This window comes from Chimaeribacter californicus (assembly GCF_002858675.1).
GTDB lineage: Bacteria > Pseudomonadota > Gammaproteobacteria > Enterobacterales > Enterobacteriaceae > Chimaeribacter > Chimaeribacter californicus.
On record NZ_PJZF01000023.1, the window covers coordinates 64,424 to 80,071 of the forward strand.

Below are 15,648 nucleotides of genomic sequence, written 5' to 3' on the forward strand. Positions count from 1 at the left end.
TTATTCCCTGATTAGCTAGTAAGTGCTTTTGCCCATTGCTGAGCCGCATCATCAAGTAAACGGTATACGGACTCGAACGCTTCACGGCTCTTCCGGTACGGGTCAGGTATATCGCGTTGATTGGACCAGTGCCCAAACAGCATCGTTTTCCCCCGTACCTCAGGTGCCAGGTTCGTTACCGCATCAATATGCTTGCGTTCCATGACCAGAATTAAATCAAACTCTCTGCACAAGGAGGCGGTAAGTTGCCGGGCCGTGTGACCATCAAGGTGCAATCCGTGTTCTTCAGCGACCAGCCTGGCCTGCTCGTCGGCAGGTTTCCCTACCAGAGCGGACAATCCGGCAGACTGTATAACCTTATTGTCGGTATAGCGGCGCAATAACCGTTCCCCGGTCGGGGAACGGCAGATATTGCCCACGCATACCACCAAAACAGAATTAAACATCTGACTTACCAATCCTTAATATCATGCACGGTATCGGTCATGTAACGGACGCTGTTGATGGTTGGCAGCAGCTGGTTGATCAGGCGGTTCCAACGGACAATCGGTGCGGCGGTCACATAGACGATATCGTACGGCTGCAGCTGGAACTCGGTACCAAGCACCATGCTGGAGGCATCAGAGGTATTGAGCTGATAGATGTTTGCCAGCTTGCTGCCTTCAGCGCCGCGGGTCGGACGGATAACGAAGATGCCGGTCGCGTTGGCCACGGTCTGGTCAACACCTTGGGCATTGCCCAGTGCTTCAGTCAGCGTCATGCCGCTGCGGTCCATTTTCAGGGTGGACTGTTTCACCACTTCACCCATCACGAACACTTTCAGGTCATCATTACGCGGCACGAACAGAATATCGCCCGGGTAGAGCAGACGGTTCTGGCCGAGGTTGCCGTTTTGCATCAGCGCCTGCAGGGAGATCTGCTCTTCCCGGCCATTGTGCGTCAGCACCACGTTGCGCCAGTCTGCGTCTGCCGTCAGGCCGCCGGCGGCGTTGATGGCGTCAAGGATGGTCAGCGGCACGTTGGTGATCGCCTGCTGGCCGGAGGTGCCGACTTCACCGGACACATACACTTTCTGTGAACGGAACGACGCGATGCTGACATCCACCTGCGGGCTTTCGATGAATTGCGCCAGACGGCGGGCAATCTCATCACGGATCTCAGTCACGGTACGGCCGACGACTTTTACCCGGCCGATGTACGGGTAGAAGATGGTGCCGTCAGAGTGAACCCAGTTGCCGGTGTCGCTGGCGCTGCGGTACGTCCCCGCCGGTGTGGTCAGTTCCGGGTGATCCCAGACGATGATGTTGAGCACGTCGCCCACACCAATGCGGTATTGATAGTTGGCCAGCTCATTTTGCAGGCCGGGGTTTTGCTGTGCGACCAATGGGCGGACCCGCATCTGCTCCACCAGCTTCGGTGTAAGCGGATAGACATTGACTAATTTGTCGATGTCGTAATCGGCGTCATCCTGTTTAACAACCATTTTCCCACTGGTCGAAAGGTTCTGACCAGGAATGACGGCACAACCACTGATCAGGGTGATCGATACCAAAAGCGGTATCAGTTTTAATTTTCTTTTAGCCATTGAATTATCATCACTGTCGCTGATTTTCTGAAAAGGACGTATTCCGCCGTCCCTGATAAAGTCACTGCTCAACCCTTCAAAGCCCCAAGCGTGTAGTAGACGCAACTGCTCACTGGCATCGCGTAATATGCGTTGAATCCTTTACGAAAAGAGGTGTATTGATAACCGTACTATAACGATCTTTATCAAACATTCATCTGCAGAATGCTCTTAGTTAACCGATTTCATATAAACTGCTTATCAATTTCACTCGAATTCACTTCTGCTGTTTGCCTGCCGGCGCGTTAACCCCACCGGCGGGTCAGGCGGGGCCTGCCTGATTACCCGGTGACAGCATCATGGCGGAAGTAAAGAGTATTGACGTTAGGAATGGTCTATTTATTTGCTCACCCCACGAAAATATTGCGGCGCTGAACAATTGACCTCTCCTTCATCCGGGCACGCTACCGCCCTTGGCTTACAGCTACCAATGTACTGGGGGAGAAAATGCCATTGCCCGGTGGCCGTTTCCCCCCACAGACGGGGGTGAAGGCATGGTCAGCGGTATCGCACAAATGATAGCCTTGTCACAGAACCGACAATTTATCGCCATCATTTACGCAATGGGTGGAACACGATATATAAATTGTGTCTAAGATTCTTATACTATTGAGGAGGTGTTACAAGTCTGTTGTAGCCCTTGAGTATTCTTTTAGGAATAAGACTACCCCCCCTATTTTACCGTCTTTTTTTTCGCCGAATTTTTAAACATCACCCGTTTGATTATTAAGCTTTTTCTGATTTCAAATGCCCGCTCCCGGTTATTTTTTACATAAAGCAAGCGGGGAATAAAAAAAGCCAACAATTCGGATTAATCAGATTGCTCCTAATTAATCCCGGCTCTGTTCCATTCTGTTTGTGGTGCCTTTCCTTTCATGCCGCTAATAATGCCCCTCCTGCCTTTTAAAATTAGGATTATCCTTAGGTATATTTCCATTTTCTTTGGGAAAAAGTCCCTGATTAATCGCAGGCAATTGCCTTCATGGGTAAACATTAACCAATATCCCGCTAAAAATAGGCCGCGCTGAGGATTTAACATTGAATTTTGGTTTGCAGGCTTACATTATTCCCACTGCGGTATATCCCGTGAATCAATTAAGGTGATAACAGTTTATGGAATGGATCACTGATCCAACAATTTGGGCCGGGCTGGCCACGCTGGTGGTGCTGGAAATCGTGCTTGGCATCGATAACCTGATATTTATTGCCATCCTGGCGGAAAAAGTGCCGCGCAAGCAGCGGGACCGCGCCCGTATTACGGGCCTTATCCTGGCGCTGGTGATGCGTCTGTTGCTGCTGGCCTCCATCTCCTGGCTCTCCACCCTTACCCAGCCGATGTTTACCCTGCGTGACCACGCCTTCAGCGGGCGGGATCTGATTATGCTGGTGGGCGGGGTCTTTCTTTTATTTAAGGCCACGGTTGAGCTGAATGAGCAACTGGAAGGCAAAGACAGCGAAAGCGGCAATAACCGCAAAGTCGCCCGCTTCTGGCCGGTGGTGGCACAGATTGTGGTGCTGGACGCCGTCTTCTCGCTGGATTCGGTGATAACCGCCGTGGGGATGGTGGAGCACCTGCCGGTGATGATGCTGGCCGTCTGTATCGCCATGGGGTTGATGCTGCTGGCCAGTAAGCCGCTGACCCGCTTCGTTAACGCGCACCCGACCATTGTGATCCTTTGCCTCAGCTTCCTGCTGATGATCGGCTTCAGCCTGATTGCCGATGGCTTTGGGTATCACATCCCGAAAGGCTATCTCTATGCGGCGATCGGGTTCTCCGTGGTGATTGAGGCGCTGAACCAGCTGGCGCAGTTTAACCGCCGGCGCTTCCTCTCCTCCCACCGTTCGCTGCGGGAACGCACCGCTGAAACGGTGCTGCGGATGCTGGGCGGCCGCCATGAGGATGCCGAGCTGGACAACCACGCCGCCGGCATGGTGGCTGACCACAGCGGCGAAGGGCAGGAGGTGTTTAACGAGCAGGAGCGCCGGATGATTGAACGGGTGCTGGGCATGGCGCAACGCACCGTCAGCAGCATCATGACCTCGCGCCATGATGTGGAGAGCCTGGAGCTGAACGACCCGCCGGAGCTGCTGGCGGAACAGCTGACCCGCAACCAGCACACCCGGCTGGTGGTCACCGAAGACAGCGCGGCCGACGAGCCGCTCGGCGTGGTGCACATCATCGATCTGTTGCGGCAAAAGCTGACCCAGCCGGATCTGGACCTGCGCGCGCTGGTACGCCAGCCGCTGATCTTCCCGGAACAGCTCTCGCTGCTGATGGCGCTGGAGCAGTTCCGCCAGGCGCAGACCCACTTTGCCTTTGTGGTGGATGAGTTCGGTTCCGTGGAGGGGGTGGTAACCCTCACGGACGTAATGGAAACCATCGCCGGCAATCTGCCGGTCGCCGGGGAAGACAATGACCCGCGCCATGACATTCAGCAGCTTGATGCGCGTACCTGGGTGGCTAACGGTTATATGCCGCTGGAGGATCTGGCGCTCTATATCCCGGTGCCGGTGGATGAGAAACGTGAATACCACACGCTGGCAGGGTTACTGATGGAGTATGCGCAGGCCGTTCCCCAGCAGGGCACCGCCCAGCAAATCGGCGATTACCTGTTTGAGGCGCTGGAAGTGAACAGCCACCGCATCACCAAAGTGAAAATTACTGCGCCGCCGCAACCGGTGGAAGAGGATTACGAAGTGTGATAACCGGGCGGTGCCGCTTGCCGGTGCCGCCCGGGTTTTTTAACATTTCAGAACGTTAAGGCAGTTTCGCCATCGCCGGCAGCGGCTTTATCATGCCGGGGTACTGGAACAGCGCCCGCCCTACTCCACGGTTAATCAGCCGCCAAATCCCCAGGGACACGCATACCGATAGCGCCACCCCAACAAACGGGAAGGCCAGCAGCCAGACGGCGGAGAAGGTCCAGTTCCCGAAGGCATGGTAATGCACCAGCGCCCCTACCCCACATACCGCGATGATTTCCGTAACAATTTTATGGATAACATAGACCTGAAGGGTATTTTTCCCCAACCAGTTCAGGCTGTTGGGCGTCATGCGTGCATTCACTTCCCGGCAAATCACCACGCACAGCACAATGGCGATGGCGCAGTGGAAAATGCTTTTGTTCATGCCGAAGTGGGCGTGCAGCAGCGCCAGCGGCAGCGACACCAGCAGTACCGCCAGCACATGGCGGCGATGTTGCAGGAACGCCACCACCTGGCGGCCATAGAAACAGCCGACGCAGAAATAGAGGGCATTTTGCGCCACGCTGTTCGGCCCCCAGCCCGGCAATAACCCGCGCGCCGCGATGTAGTTGCCCGCCACGCTCAGCAGGATCAGCGCCACGGCATTGTTTTTAAACAGCTTACAGGCCACAAAATAGAGTGCCAGCGCGTAGAGATACCAGGTGTTGGCCATCGCCGTCACGCTATAAACCATGAACTGGTTGAGCGAATCCGCATAAGAGGTGCCCACCATATTCTTCACGCCCCACTGGTCAAACGACAGGTAGTGGTTGATGAACGAGACAAACGCCCATTGGATGACGCACCACAGCAGGTAAACATAGAGCAGGTTGACCACGCGCTTGGTGAAGACTTCGCGCCAGGTTTTTTGAATAACCGAGCCGGCAGCCAACAGCCCGGAGATAAAGAAGAAGGACGGCATCCGTAACGGCGTCAGGTGGGCATTGAGCGCCAGCCACCACTGGCCGAGGGCGCTCTCTTCGCCGATTACCCCGAGCGAAGGAATAAAGCTGGTCAGCATCAGGTGGTGCAGCACCACCAGCAGAATACAGGCCCCTTTCAGGGTATTAATCCACTGGATTTCGCGATCGTTTCCACTCATAACGTACCCCCGGTATCACCGCCGCGCCGGATTGGCCCAATGCTGTGAAAAGATAAAAGCGCCAGATGACAGGCAAAAGAAAACCCAAAAATAATATTGGCGCAGGCGGAAAAATGTCGAGTGAAATAGCGAAATGGCGCGGCGAGATTATAAATTTTTCACTTTAGAAAGCAGAGTAGTCCGAATCTTTACAAAAGGGCGGGCAGCTCACTGCCCTCATTTTTTGCCCGCCCTTTGCAGTTTAATGCAGCGGAATCAACAGCTCCGTCGCGATGATCACTACCGCCATGCCGGTCAGCACCGGCACCGACGTGCGTTTCACCACTTCGAAAGGTGAAATTTTAGCCATCCCCGCCACCGCGACCACCACACCAGAAACCGGTGACAACGTGCGGCCCAGATTGGAGGCCTGTAACATCGGCACCACCAGATAAGCCGGGCGGATGCCCAGGTGCGTCGCCAGCTGGGGGATCAGCGCCACAAAGGCATAAAACGGTGCATTGCCTGAGCCGGTGGTCATCGCCGCCAGGAGGGTAATCACCACCAGCACCAGCATCATCACCAGCGCACCGCCGCCAAAGGATTGCGCCAGGCCAATCAGCCCGCTGATAAAGCCCACCGTGCCCAGCGCGTGGGCAAACACCCCGGCCGCCACCAGCAGGATCACCACATTGGCAAAGGCGTCTGCCATGCCGCGGTACGCGGTCTCCAGCCCCCGGAACACCGGTTGCGCATCCCGGTGGCGGATAAACTCAATCACCGCCGTCAGCGCCAGGCAGATAACCAGCACGGTGATAATGTGCAGCTCCGGGCCCCAGCGCCCATCAAACAGCAGCACGCCCAGAATCGGCGTAAACGGCAGAATGGCGTAAATGCGCGGTGCATCGGTGGTGATGTCGCCCGCCGTAAGCTGCTCCTGTGCCGCAGGCGCACGCCGGTCAAGCCAGCGCTGCCAGAAAAAGTGGGCCACCGCCATGCTGATAATCGCAGCGGCTGAGACCGGCAGCGTGGTGCTGAAAGCGAACTGCACCAGCGGCATCTGCGCCGCCTTGGCCGCCACCACCACATCACCAGAGGTCGGGGAGAGGATAATCGCCGCCGGGGAGGCGCAAATGGCCGCCGCCGCCCCACGGCTGATGCCGACATTCACCATCAGCGGGAACAGCGTTGCCATCAGCAATACCCCCAGCCCGGTCGCCGAGGAGACGGCCAGTGACATCAGGCAGGCCATAAAATAGGCCGCGATCATCAGCAGATAGGGCGAGTTGATCTTCTGCAGCGGCGTTGATGCCAGCTTCACCACCATGTCATTGGCACCGATATGGGTCATGTACGCGGCAAAGCCACACAGCACCATAATCATCATGCCCAGATCGCCGCCACGGCTCATCAGCAGGGTTTTGATGTACTCCGCGATATCTGCGGCCTGCCAGCCGGTGCCGGCTGCCCCTTCCGGCAGTACCGCTTTGCCCATCAGCGCGCTGATGATTAACAGCAGCACGCCGCCGGTCAGCAGCACCCCACTGGCCGAATACCCTTTCATAATATAACGGCCCACGCCCACCGTGACCGCCAGCCCGACTATCAGCTCCAGCATACTTGTTTCCCCTGCCCTGTTTGGCCTGTGCCCGAAAGAAAAAAAGAAAAAATAAAGCAGGCGCGACTGTGCCGAAAGTCAGCAAAAAAGGTACTGACTTTCGTCAACCTTTATCAGGAGAAAGAGAAATTACCGGGGAAAAGAAGATCGCGCAGAAAAGGGGCATCGCCGTCACGGCACACGCCGGAAAAGCCGGGGCGCACGCGCGCCCCGGGGAGGTCAGTCACGGTTGAGCAGTTTATTCAACGGTTTGCTCTCCTGACTGCCGCTGTTTTTTTCTGCCCAGTTTTTCAGGGCGCGCCGGGCTTCCTGTTGCAGCTGCTTACGCAGCACCTGATCCACCTGCAACTGGTAATTCAGCTGCTGCCACGGGCCATAAATACGCAGCGGCACCGAAGTCCGGCTCAGGGTGTCAATCAGGCTGCTGTTGTCACCGTGCCAGCCGCCGGTCACCCGGGTGGCCAGGGTCACGTCGCACTGTTCACTGGTCAGGCTCAGGGTGCCGCCGCCGGTCAGCGCCAGCAGCGGGGAGGTAGCCTGCAGGTTGCTCAGGGTCAGTACCCCGTTTTTCAGGTCACCGTGAGACTGCAACTGATCCACTTCGGTATAGCGCTCATAGCGCTCCTGCCCCTGTACGCCCCCATTGTTACGGGCCACCGCCTGCTGGATCATCTGCTGAACGTTCAGGCCATGCAGCCGCGCACCCTGCATCGACATATCCGCCTGCCCCTGCCAGCGCTGGTTAACATCCTCTGTGGTCAGCCCTTCGCCTGACACCGTCCCGGTCAGGGAGAAGCGGCCGGTCAGGGCTTCCGGCAACCCATAGGCACGCAGCACCGGTCCCAGCTCTACCTGGTGCAGCACCGGCGAGAGGCTCAGGCGCAACCGGCTGCCGGTGGCGTCCAGCGACCCAGGCAGGGAAAAGTCCCCCTGCCCCAGTTTGCCGTTCAGCGCAGCCAGCGCCACCTTGCCGCGCTGGTTATCCGCCTGCACCTCAAACTGCGCCACCTGTAACCCGCGGTAAGTCAAACTGGCGGCCTTCAGGGCCAGCTGCGCGGTAAAGCCGGTCAGAACCGCCAGCTCATTCTGGTGCACCAGCACATCCCGGGAGATTACCGGCGCAAAGGTCGTGGTCTGGCCCTGCTGCCGGGCTTCGCTGCCGGCCGGTTTCCAGCCGGTCAGGCCATCCAGGTTGAGCCGGTCAGCCTGCAGGTTGACCCGGAAATCCGGCGTCTCGCCCAGTTGCGCGGACAACTCCCCACGCACCTGGCTGTCATTGGCGGAGAGCACCAGCTGGCTGAGCGTCAGCGACGCCGGAGATTGCTGATAAGCCGCCTGCAACGTCCCCTGCCCTTTGATCCCGCCGGCCGGCAGGTCCACGCCCTCCAGCTGGTAATCAAGCTGGTCAATTTTGCCGGTCACCGCCTGCGGGAAGCGTGACATGTCCGCCTGCCCGGAGAGGGAGAACGTCAGATCGCGCTGGTCACGGTTGATGCGGCTGGAGAGGCTGATCGCGGCCCGGCGGTGATCCTGCTGGGAGAGCGACAGGTTAATATCCCGCACGTTGATCGGGTTCTCATCGCCGCGCTGCCAGATAAGCAGGCTGTCGGCGACCTTCAGTTCATCAATATCATACTTCCAGTGTACCGGTTCGGCCGGTTCCGGCTGGCCGCCGGGGGCCACCGGCGCATCCGCCTGCGGCCGGGCGGCGCTTTCCGGCGTCAGGCGGATGACGCCGTTTTTCAACATCACCTGCTTCACGGCCAGTTGGTGGGAAAGCAACGGCCAGAGCTTCACATCGAGGCGCATATTGTCTGCGCTGACCACCGGGGCCGGCGCGCCCGGTGCGGTCAGCGTCATCGGCCCGGCGATAATGCTCAGCTGCGGCCACACATGCCAGCGCAAATCGCCGTTCAGTGCCAGCTGGTAGCCGCTTTTCTGCTCAACCTGCCGCACCATGTAATGACGGAAATCGTTCGGATTAACCAGCAATACCAGGGCGGTCATGCCCGCCACCAGCACCAGCAGCAAAATAGCCAACGTTGTCAGTAATCTTCTCATGCCTTCCTCATTGTGAAGCCGCGCCCCGCTCCGGTATTAATCCTTGTCAATCCGGCTGGCCACCGCACCCTGCTGGTCGCGGTATTTGGCATCCTCGCGACGGTTGTAGGGCCTGGCTGCCGGGCCGGAGAGCGGTTCAAAACTCAGTGCGCCAATCATCATACCGGGGCGCAATGCCAGGGGTAACTTACCCGAATTATAGAACTCTAGTACAATCCGCCCCTGCCAGCCCGGGTCGATGCGGTGCGCGGTCACGTGCACCATCAGCCCCAGGCGCGCCAGTGAGGAGCGGCCATCCAGCCAGCCCACCAGGTCCGCCGGCAGCGTCACCGACTCCAGCGTCACCGCCAGCGCCAGTTCACCCGGGTGCAGGAAAAACGCTTCCCCTTCCGGCAGGACAATCTCATCACTCATCACGCGGTCCAGCGCGGCACTCACCTCATCCTTAGGGCCGCTCAGGTCAATATAGGCGGCGGTATGGCCGCGGAATACGCGGAACTGGTTGCCGAGGCGTACGTCCACGGTGGCACCGCTGATGCGCTCAACCGGCGGGCGCGGGGTAATGGCCAGCCGGCCATCGTCCAGCCAGGCTTCTATATCTCGGTCGCAGAGTCTCATGGGTTACTCCCTTCAGGCGTGGGTACGCTATTCAAAAAACTGGCTGATTTTGGCTTTCAGGATGTCAATGGCGATGCGGTTCTTGCCGCCGCGCGGCACGATGATGTCCGCATACTGTTTGGAGGGCTCAATAAATTGCAGGAACATCGGGCGCACCGTTTTCTGGTATTGCTGCATCACGGAATCCATGGAGCGGCCGCGTTCATTCACGTCACGCTTCATGCGGCGCATCAGGCAGATGTCCAGCGGGGTATCCACGAAGATGGAGAAGTTCATCTCCTGGCGCAGGCGAATGTCAGTAAGCAGCAGGATGCCCTCAACGATGATCACCTTTTTCGGTTTCAGGTGCACGGTTTCCGGCTTGCGGGTGTACTCCACATAACTGTAGAGCGGCAGCTCAATCGGCTTGCCGGACTTCAGCATCTGCAGGTGCTGGAACAGGAGGTTGTGATCCATGGCGCCCGGGTGGTCGTAGTTAATCTGCAGGCGTTCTTCCATCGTGAGATGGCTTTGGTCTTTGTAATAACTGTCCTCAGGGATGACGCCGATGTGCTCATCGCCCACCTGCTCACGCAGTTCGCGATAGAGGGTGCTGGCGATAAGGCTTTTACCTGAGGCGGAAGCGCCGGCGATACCGATAATGACGCATTGGTGGGGCTTGTCAGTCATAACTTTTAAAGACCTGATTCATAGTGGGAAAGGGCACGCCCCGGCCGGGGCGGTGATCGCGGCAATTATAGGGAGTTAAGGGATCGGTTGCCAGCACTTAGGCGGCGCGCCTGCCCGGCCTGCGGCAAGGATCGCAGCCTTGTGCTGTAACGGGCCGCAGGCGGTTACATTTTTAAGAACATTCATACTACTTATTAATGAGCGCATTACGTTAACATAACCGGATATCGCCGACTCCGGCACGTTCTCTGCACCGGGCAGATCCCTGCCGTGAGAATTTTATCTTTAGGGTGAGCACACCGCATGAACTGGCATTGGTTAACCTATTTCGGCGACAGCATGCTGTTGTTGCCCTGCGCGGCCCTGATCCTGCTGATGTTACTGGCCAACCCGGAAACCCGCCGCGCCACCTGGCAGTGGATGCTGCTGTTCGGCATTGCGGGCGGGCTGGTCTGCCTCTCCAAGCTGGCGTTTATGGGCTGGGGCATCGGCAGCCGCCGGTTTGATTTCACCGGCTTCAGCGGCCACTCGGCGCTCTCCTCCAGCATCTGGCCGGTGCTGATGTGGATGCTGACCGGCCGGATGCCGCGCCCGGTACGTATAGCCGCGATTACCGCCGGGTATGTGCTGGCGTTCTTTGTCGGCTACTCGCGCCTGGTGATCCACGTGCATTCACCGGCGGAAGTGGTGGCCGGGCTGGCACTGGGCTTTACCATCAGCACCACGTTCCTGATGCTGCAAAGCGCCGCCACCGTGCCGCGCCTCTCTTACGGCCAGCTGGCGATGGCGCTGCTGGTGCCGCTGTTCTTGATTAACACCGGCAAAGTCGCGCCGACGCAAGGGCTGCTGGAGCGCATCGCCGTGGCGATTTCGCCTGCCACCCGCGCCTTTACCCGGGCAGACCTGCACCACTTCAGCATCCTGACCCCGCCCGCCGGGCAGATGACGCTCAAATAAGCGCCGCAGACAGCAAAAAGCCCGCCGGAGCGGGCTTTTTTTATGCGCCGGACTCACACGGCGCGGAAAGAGATTTCGGTTGGGATCGGCTCGCCTTTCCAGTACAGCGCGGCCGCCACCCGGCCGGCCAGTTGCCGGTAGAGCGCGGTGAGCTCGCCCTGCGGATCGGCAATCACCGTGGGTTCGCCGCGGTCGAGATCCTCACGCAGCGCGATGTGCAGCGGCATCTGGCCGAGCAGCTCACAGTGGTATTTCTCCACCAGTTTCGCTGCGCCGCCGGTACCGAAAATCGGCTCGTGGTGGCCGCAGTTGCTGCAGATGTGCATGCTCATGTTTTCAATAACGCCGAGCACCGGCACATTGACCTTTTCAAACATCACAATGCCTTTCATCGCATCCAGCAGCGCGATGTCCTGCGGCGTGGTCACCACCAGCGCGCCGGTCACCGGCACGTTCTGCGCCAGCGTCAGCTGGATGTCGCCGGTGCCGGGCGGCATGTCGAGCACCAGGTAGTCGAGGTCCGGCCAGAGGGTATCCTGCAACAGCTGCATCAACGCTTTGCTGGCCATCGGCCCGCGCCACACCATCGCATTCTCATCATCCACCAGGTAACCGATGGAGTTGGTGGCCAGCCCGTGCGCCATGATCGGGGCCATGTGGGTGCCGTCCGGCGAGGTCGGGCGCTCATGCTGGGTGCCGAGCATCGCCGGCACCGACGGGCCGTAGATGTCTGCGTCCAGCACGCCGACTTTTGCCCCTTCCGCCGCCAGCGCCAGCGCCAGGTTTACCGCGGTGCTGGACTTGCCGACCCCGCCCTTGCCGGAACTCACGGCAATAATGTTGCGTACCCCTTTAATCCCGGGGCGATCGCCGACGCGTTTTAACGTCGTAATCTCATGCTTCAGCGTCCACTCTACCGCCCGTGCGCCGGTGGCCTGCATCAGCGGCGCGCTGGCCTGCTCCTGCAGGTCAAGGAACGCGCTCTGCCAGGCGAACGGCATCTGCAACTCGATATGCAGCACGCCGTCCAGCACCGTGCAGTGGTGCAGCGCCTTCAGCGCAGCCAGGTTCTGCTGCAGGGTCGGGTGGGTAAAGGCGGCCAGCTCGCCGGTCACCAGGGCGCGCAGCGCCGCGGGGGTATTCTGCTCAGGGGATTTAGGGTTCATCCCGGCTCCTTAAACAATAACCAACGGAAAATAGTGCAAGCATATCAGATCCGCGTGCCCACTGCCGCGCGCAGCCGCAAGAAACCCACCTAGCGGCCTGCGCCGCGATCGGGTAACATCGAAGGCCCTTTTTCCTCATACAGAAACCAATTTCCCACTATGGCTCAAGTCGCGAAAAAATTATTGGTGACGTGCGCACTTCCGTACGCCAACGGCTCTATCCACCTCGGCCACATGCTCGAGCACATTCAGGCAGATATCTGGGTGCGTTTCCAGCGGATGCGCGGCAACGAGGTTCACTTCATCTGTGCAGACGACGCGCACGGCACCCCGATCATGCTGAAAGCGCAGCAGCTGGGCATCGCCCCGGAGCAGATGATTGCCGAGATGAGCCAGGAGCACCAACAGGATTTCGCCGGCTTTGACATCAGCTATGACAACTACCATTCGACCCATAGCGACGAAAACCGCGAGCTCTCCTCGCTGATCTACACCCGGCTGAAAGAGAACGGTTTCATTAAAAACCGCACTATCTCCCAGCTGTACGACCCGGAAAAAGGCATGTTCCTGCCGGACCGTTTCGTCAAAGGCACCTGCCCGAAATGCAAATCGCCGGACCAGTACGGCGACAACTGCGAAGTCTGCGGCGCGACCTACAGCCCGACGGAACTGATTGACCCGAAATCCGCGGTTTCCGGGGCGACGCCGGAAATGCGCGACTCCGAGCACTTCTTCTTTGACCTGCCTTCGTTCAGCGCCATGCTGCAAGCCTGGACCCGCTCCGGCGCGTTGCAGGAGCAGGTGGCGAACAAGATGCAGGAGTGGTTTGAATCGGGCCTGCAACAGTGGGACATCTCGCGTGACGCGCCCTACTTCGGCTTTGAGATCCCGGATGCGCCGGGCAAATATTTCTACGTCTGGCTGGATGCGCCGATCGGCTACATGGGCTCCTTCAAGAACCTGTGTGACAAGCGCGGCGACCTGGATTTCGACGAATTCTGGAAGAAAGACTCCGAGGCCGAGCTGTACCACTTCATCGGCAAAGACATTGTCTACTTCCACAGCCTGTTCTGGCCGGCGATGCTGGAAGGCAGCGGCTTCCGCAAGCCGACCAACCTGTTTGTGCACGGCTATGTCACGGTCAACGGCGCGAAGATGTCCAAATCACGCGGCACCTTCATCAAGGCGGACACCTACCTGAAGCACCTGGATGCCGACTGCCTGCGCTACTACTACGCTGCCAAACTCTCGTCGCGCATTGATGACATCGACCTGAACCTGGAAGATTTCGTCCAGCGCGTCAACGCGGACATCGTAAACAAAGTGGTAAATCTCGCCTCGCGCAACGCCGGGTTCATCAACAAACGCTTTGACGGCAAACTGGCGGACACGCTGGCCGATGAGGCGCTGTATGCCACCTTCACCGCCGCTGCGGAGAGCATCGCCGAGGCCTATGCCGCGCGCGAGTTCAGCAAAGCAATCCGTGAAATCATGGCGCTGGCGGACCTCGCCAACCGCTATGTGGATGAGCAGGCCCCGTGGGTGGTGGCGAAGCAGGAAGGGCGTGACGCTGACCTGCAGGCCATCTGCTCCATGGGCATCAACCTGTTCCGGGTGCTGATGACCTACCTGAAACCGGTGCTGCCGGCCCTGACTATGCGCGCCGAGGCGTTCCTCAACACCCCGCTGACCTGGGAAGGCATCGCCTCCCCGCTGCTCGGCCATCAGGTAATGCCGTTCAAAGCGCTGTTTAGCCGTATTGATCTCGACAAGGTACAGAACATGGTTGACGCTTCCAAAGAAGATATGGCGGCTGCGGCGGCCCCGGCCACCGGCCCGCTGGCGGATGACCCGATCCAGGAGACCATCACCTTTGATGATTTCGCCAAAGTCGATATGCGCATTGCGCTGATCGAGCAGGCGGATGTGGTGGAAGGCTCCGATAAGCTGCTGAAACTGCAACTGGATCTCGGCGGCGAGAAGCGCCAGATCTTCTCCGGCATCCGCTCCGCCTACCCGGACCCGAAAGCGCTGGAAGGCCGCCTGACCATCATGGTGGCGAACCTCGCGCCGCGCAAAATGCGCTTCGGCATCTCTGAAGGCATGGTGATGGCCGCAGGCCCGGGCGGGAAAGAGATCTTCCTGCTCAGCCCGGACAGCGGCGCCCAGCCGGGCATGCAGGTGAAATAATCCCTGCACGCTGAACGTTAATAAGCGCGGCCCCGGTGGCCGCGCTTTTTTTATGCCTTTCCCCCCGCCCCGCCTGCTTTCGCCCTGCCTGCCTGAATCCATAGCCTGCGGGTATTAATCATCAGAAAAAACGGTATTGGTTGCCGGAGGGGGTTTCCCGTTATAAAGCCGGTCAGCGGCCTGTTACCGCCCGGCGATCCCTCGCCTTGTCCCTTGTCTGATAAGGAGTTCTTATGTCCTCTGCTTCTGTATCCCTTGCTTCTGCTTCCCAACACCCGTACCGCAGCGCGGAGATTATCCGGGCGCATAAACCGGGCTTTACCCCGCGCGTGGCCTTTATTCTCGGCTCCGGCCTCGGGGCGCTGGCGGAAAAGATCCAGGACGCCGTTGAAATCCCCTATGAGACGCTGCCGGGGTTCCCGGTCAGCACGGTGGCGGGCCACGCGGGCGCGCTGGTGCTGGGCCATCTGGAAGGGGTGCCGGTGGCGTGCATGAAAGGCCGCGGCCACTTCTATGAGGGCCATGGGATGGGCGTGATGACCGCCGCGGTGCGCACTTTTAAACTGCTGGGCTGTGAGCTGCTGTTCTGCACCAATGCCGCCGGGTCACTGCGCCCGGAGGTCGGGCCGGGCAGCCTGGTGGCGATCCGCGATCACATCAACACCATGCCCGGCACGCCGCAGGTGGGGCCGAACGATGACCAGTTCGGCGAGCGCTTCTTTACGCTGGCGAATGCCTATGACGCAGATTGCCGCGCCCGGTTACAGGCCGCTGCGCAGGAAGCTGGGTTCCCGCTCACCGAGGGGGTATTCGTCTCCTACCCCGGCCCCAACTTCGAAACCGCCGCCGAGATCCGCATGATGCAGATTATCGGCGGGGACGTGGTCGGCATGTCGGTGGTGCCGGAAGTGATCTCCGC

12 protein-coding genes are annotated in these 15,648 nt (G+C 59.1%); 4 read left to right on the forward strand and 8 right to left on the reverse strand.

Translation table 11 applies throughout. The annotated features are described in order from the left end of the window. Positions 1–11: 11 nt before the first annotated feature. A complete protein-coding gene (locus CYR55_RS19995) occupies positions 12–446 on the reverse strand; it encodes an arsenate reductase/protein-tyrosine-phosphatase family protein (RefSeq protein ID WP_101818098.1) in 435 nt (144 codons plus the stop codon). 5 nt (positions 447–451) lie between these two features. Then, positions 452–1,585, reverse strand: a complete 1,134-nt coding sequence (locus CYR55_RS20000; protein WP_101818099.1) for a polysaccharide export protein — start codon at positions 1,583–1,585, stop codon at positions 452–454. A 1,152-nt stretch (positions 1,586–2,737) separates the two neighbouring features. On the opposite strand from CYR55_RS20000, the gene CYR55_RS20005 reads away from it, so the two are divergent. Next, positions 2,738–4,327 carry a TerC family protein gene (locus CYR55_RS20005; protein ID WP_101818100.1) on the forward strand — a complete coding sequence of 530 codons (1,590 nt, stop codon included), beginning with the start codon at positions 2,738–2,740 and terminating at the stop codon, positions 4,325–4,327. A gap of 55 nt (positions 4,328–4,382) precedes the next feature. Here CYR55_RS20005 and CYR55_RS20010 read toward each other — a convergent pair whose 3' ends face one another. The 5 genes from CYR55_RS20010 to udk all read right to left on the reverse strand — a co-directional run bounded on the left by CYR55_RS20010 (position 4,383) and on the right by udk (position 10,416). Beyond that, positions 4,383–5,471: an acyltransferase family protein gene (locus CYR55_RS20010; protein WP_101818101.1), complete on the reverse strand. Its 1,089-nt coding sequence runs from the start codon at positions 5,469–5,471 to the stop codon at positions 4,383–4,385. Positions 5,472–5,712: 241 nt separating this feature from the next. After that, positions 5,713–7,068, reverse strand: coding sequence for an anaerobic C4-dicarboxylate transporter DcuC (gene dcuC, locus CYR55_RS20015; protein ID WP_101818102.1), 1,356 nt, complete (start codon positions 7,066–7,068; stop codon positions 5,713–5,715). A gap of 219 nt (positions 7,069–7,287) precedes the next feature. Next, positions 7,288–9,129, reverse strand: coding sequence for an outer membrane assembly protein AsmA (gene asmA / locus CYR55_RS20020; protein WP_101818103.1), 1,842 nt, complete (start codon positions 9,127–9,129; stop codon positions 7,288–7,290). A 36-nt stretch (positions 9,130–9,165) separates the two neighbouring features. Then, on the reverse strand, positions 9,166–9,747 hold the full coding sequence (dcd, locus tag CYR55_RS20025; protein WP_101818104.1) for a dCTP deaminase: 582 nt from the start codon (positions 9,745–9,747) through the stop codon (positions 9,166–9,168). A 27-nt stretch (positions 9,748–9,774) separates the two neighbouring features. Beyond that, positions 9,775–10,416 carry a uridine kinase gene (gene udk / locus CYR55_RS20030; RefSeq protein WP_101818105.1) on the reverse strand — a complete coding sequence of 214 codons (642 nt, stop codon included), beginning with the start codon at positions 10,414–10,416 and terminating at the stop codon, positions 9,775–9,777. Between the two features lie 303 nt (positions 10,417–10,719). On the opposite strand from udk, the gene CYR55_RS20035 reads away from it, so the two are divergent. Beyond that, positions 10,720–11,373, forward strand: coding sequence for a phosphatase PAP2 family protein (locus tag CYR55_RS20035; RefSeq protein WP_101818106.1), 654 nt, complete (start codon positions 10,720–10,722; stop codon positions 11,371–11,373). 53 nt (positions 11,374–11,426) lie between these two features. On the opposite strand, the gene apbC is transcribed toward CYR55_RS20035, so the two are convergent. Continuing rightward, positions 11,427–12,539: an iron-sulfur cluster carrier protein ApbC gene (apbC, locus tag CYR55_RS20040; protein ID WP_101818107.1), complete on the reverse strand. Its 1,113-nt coding sequence runs from the start codon at positions 12,537–12,539 to the stop codon at positions 11,427–11,429. 159 nt (positions 12,540–12,698) lie between these two features. Here apbC and metG point away from each other — a divergent pair, with 159 nt between their 5' ends. Both metG and xapA read left to right on the forward strand, forming a co-directional pair. Further along, positions 12,699–14,729, forward strand: coding sequence for a methionine--tRNA ligase (gene metG, locus CYR55_RS20045; RefSeq protein WP_101818108.1), 2,031 nt, complete (start codon positions 12,699–12,701; stop codon positions 14,727–14,729). Positions 14,730–14,962: 233 nt separating this feature from the next. Next, a partial coding sequence (gene xapA, locus CYR55_RS20050; protein WP_101818109.1) for a xanthosine phosphorylase occupies positions 14,963–15,648 on the forward strand: 686 nt, incomplete at its 3' end.

What these genes read in the sequence shown, in the direction of transcription:
- CYR55_RS19995 (WP_101818098.1), bottom strand. Translation starts at nt 446, where the DNA reads ATGTTTAATTCTGTTTTGGTGGTATGCGTGGGCAATATCTGCCGTTCC.
- CYR55_RS20000 (WP_101818099.1), bottom strand. Translation starts at nt 1,585, where the DNA reads ATGGCTAAAAGAAAATTAAAACTGATACCGCTTTTGGTATCGATCACC.
- CYR55_RS20005 (WP_101818100.1), top strand. Translation starts at nt 2,738, where the DNA reads ATGGAATGGATCACTGATCCAACAATTTGGGCCGGGCTGGCCACGCTG.
- CYR55_RS20010 (WP_101818101.1), bottom strand. Translation starts at nt 5,471, where the DNA reads ATGAGTGGAAACGATCGCGAAATCCAGTGGATTAATACCCTGAAAGGG.
- dcuC (WP_101818102.1), bottom strand. Translation starts at nt 7,068, where the DNA reads ATGCTGGAGCTGATAGTCGGGCTGGCGGTCACGGTGGGCGTGGGCCGT.
- asmA (WP_101818103.1), bottom strand. Translation starts at nt 9,129, where the DNA reads ATGAGAAGATTACTGACAACGTTGGCTATTTTGCTGCTGGTGCTGGTG.
- dcd (WP_101818104.1), bottom strand. Translation starts at nt 9,747, where the DNA reads ATGAGACTCTGCGACCGAGATATAGAAGCCTGGCTGGACGATGGCCGG.
- udk (WP_101818105.1), bottom strand. Translation starts at nt 10,416, where the DNA reads ATGACTGACAAGCCCCACCAATGCGTCATTATCGGTATCGCCGGCGCT.
- CYR55_RS20035 (WP_101818106.1), top strand. Translation starts at nt 10,720, where the DNA reads ATGAACTGGCATTGGTTAACCTATTTCGGCGACAGCATGCTGTTGTTG.
- apbC (WP_101818107.1), bottom strand. Translation starts at nt 12,539, where the DNA reads ATGAACCCTAAATCCCCTGAGCAGAATACCCCCGCGGCGCTGCGCGCC.
- metG (WP_101818108.1), top strand. Translation starts at nt 12,699, where the DNA reads ATGGCTCAAGTCGCGAAAAAATTATTGGTGACGTGCGCACTTCCGTAC.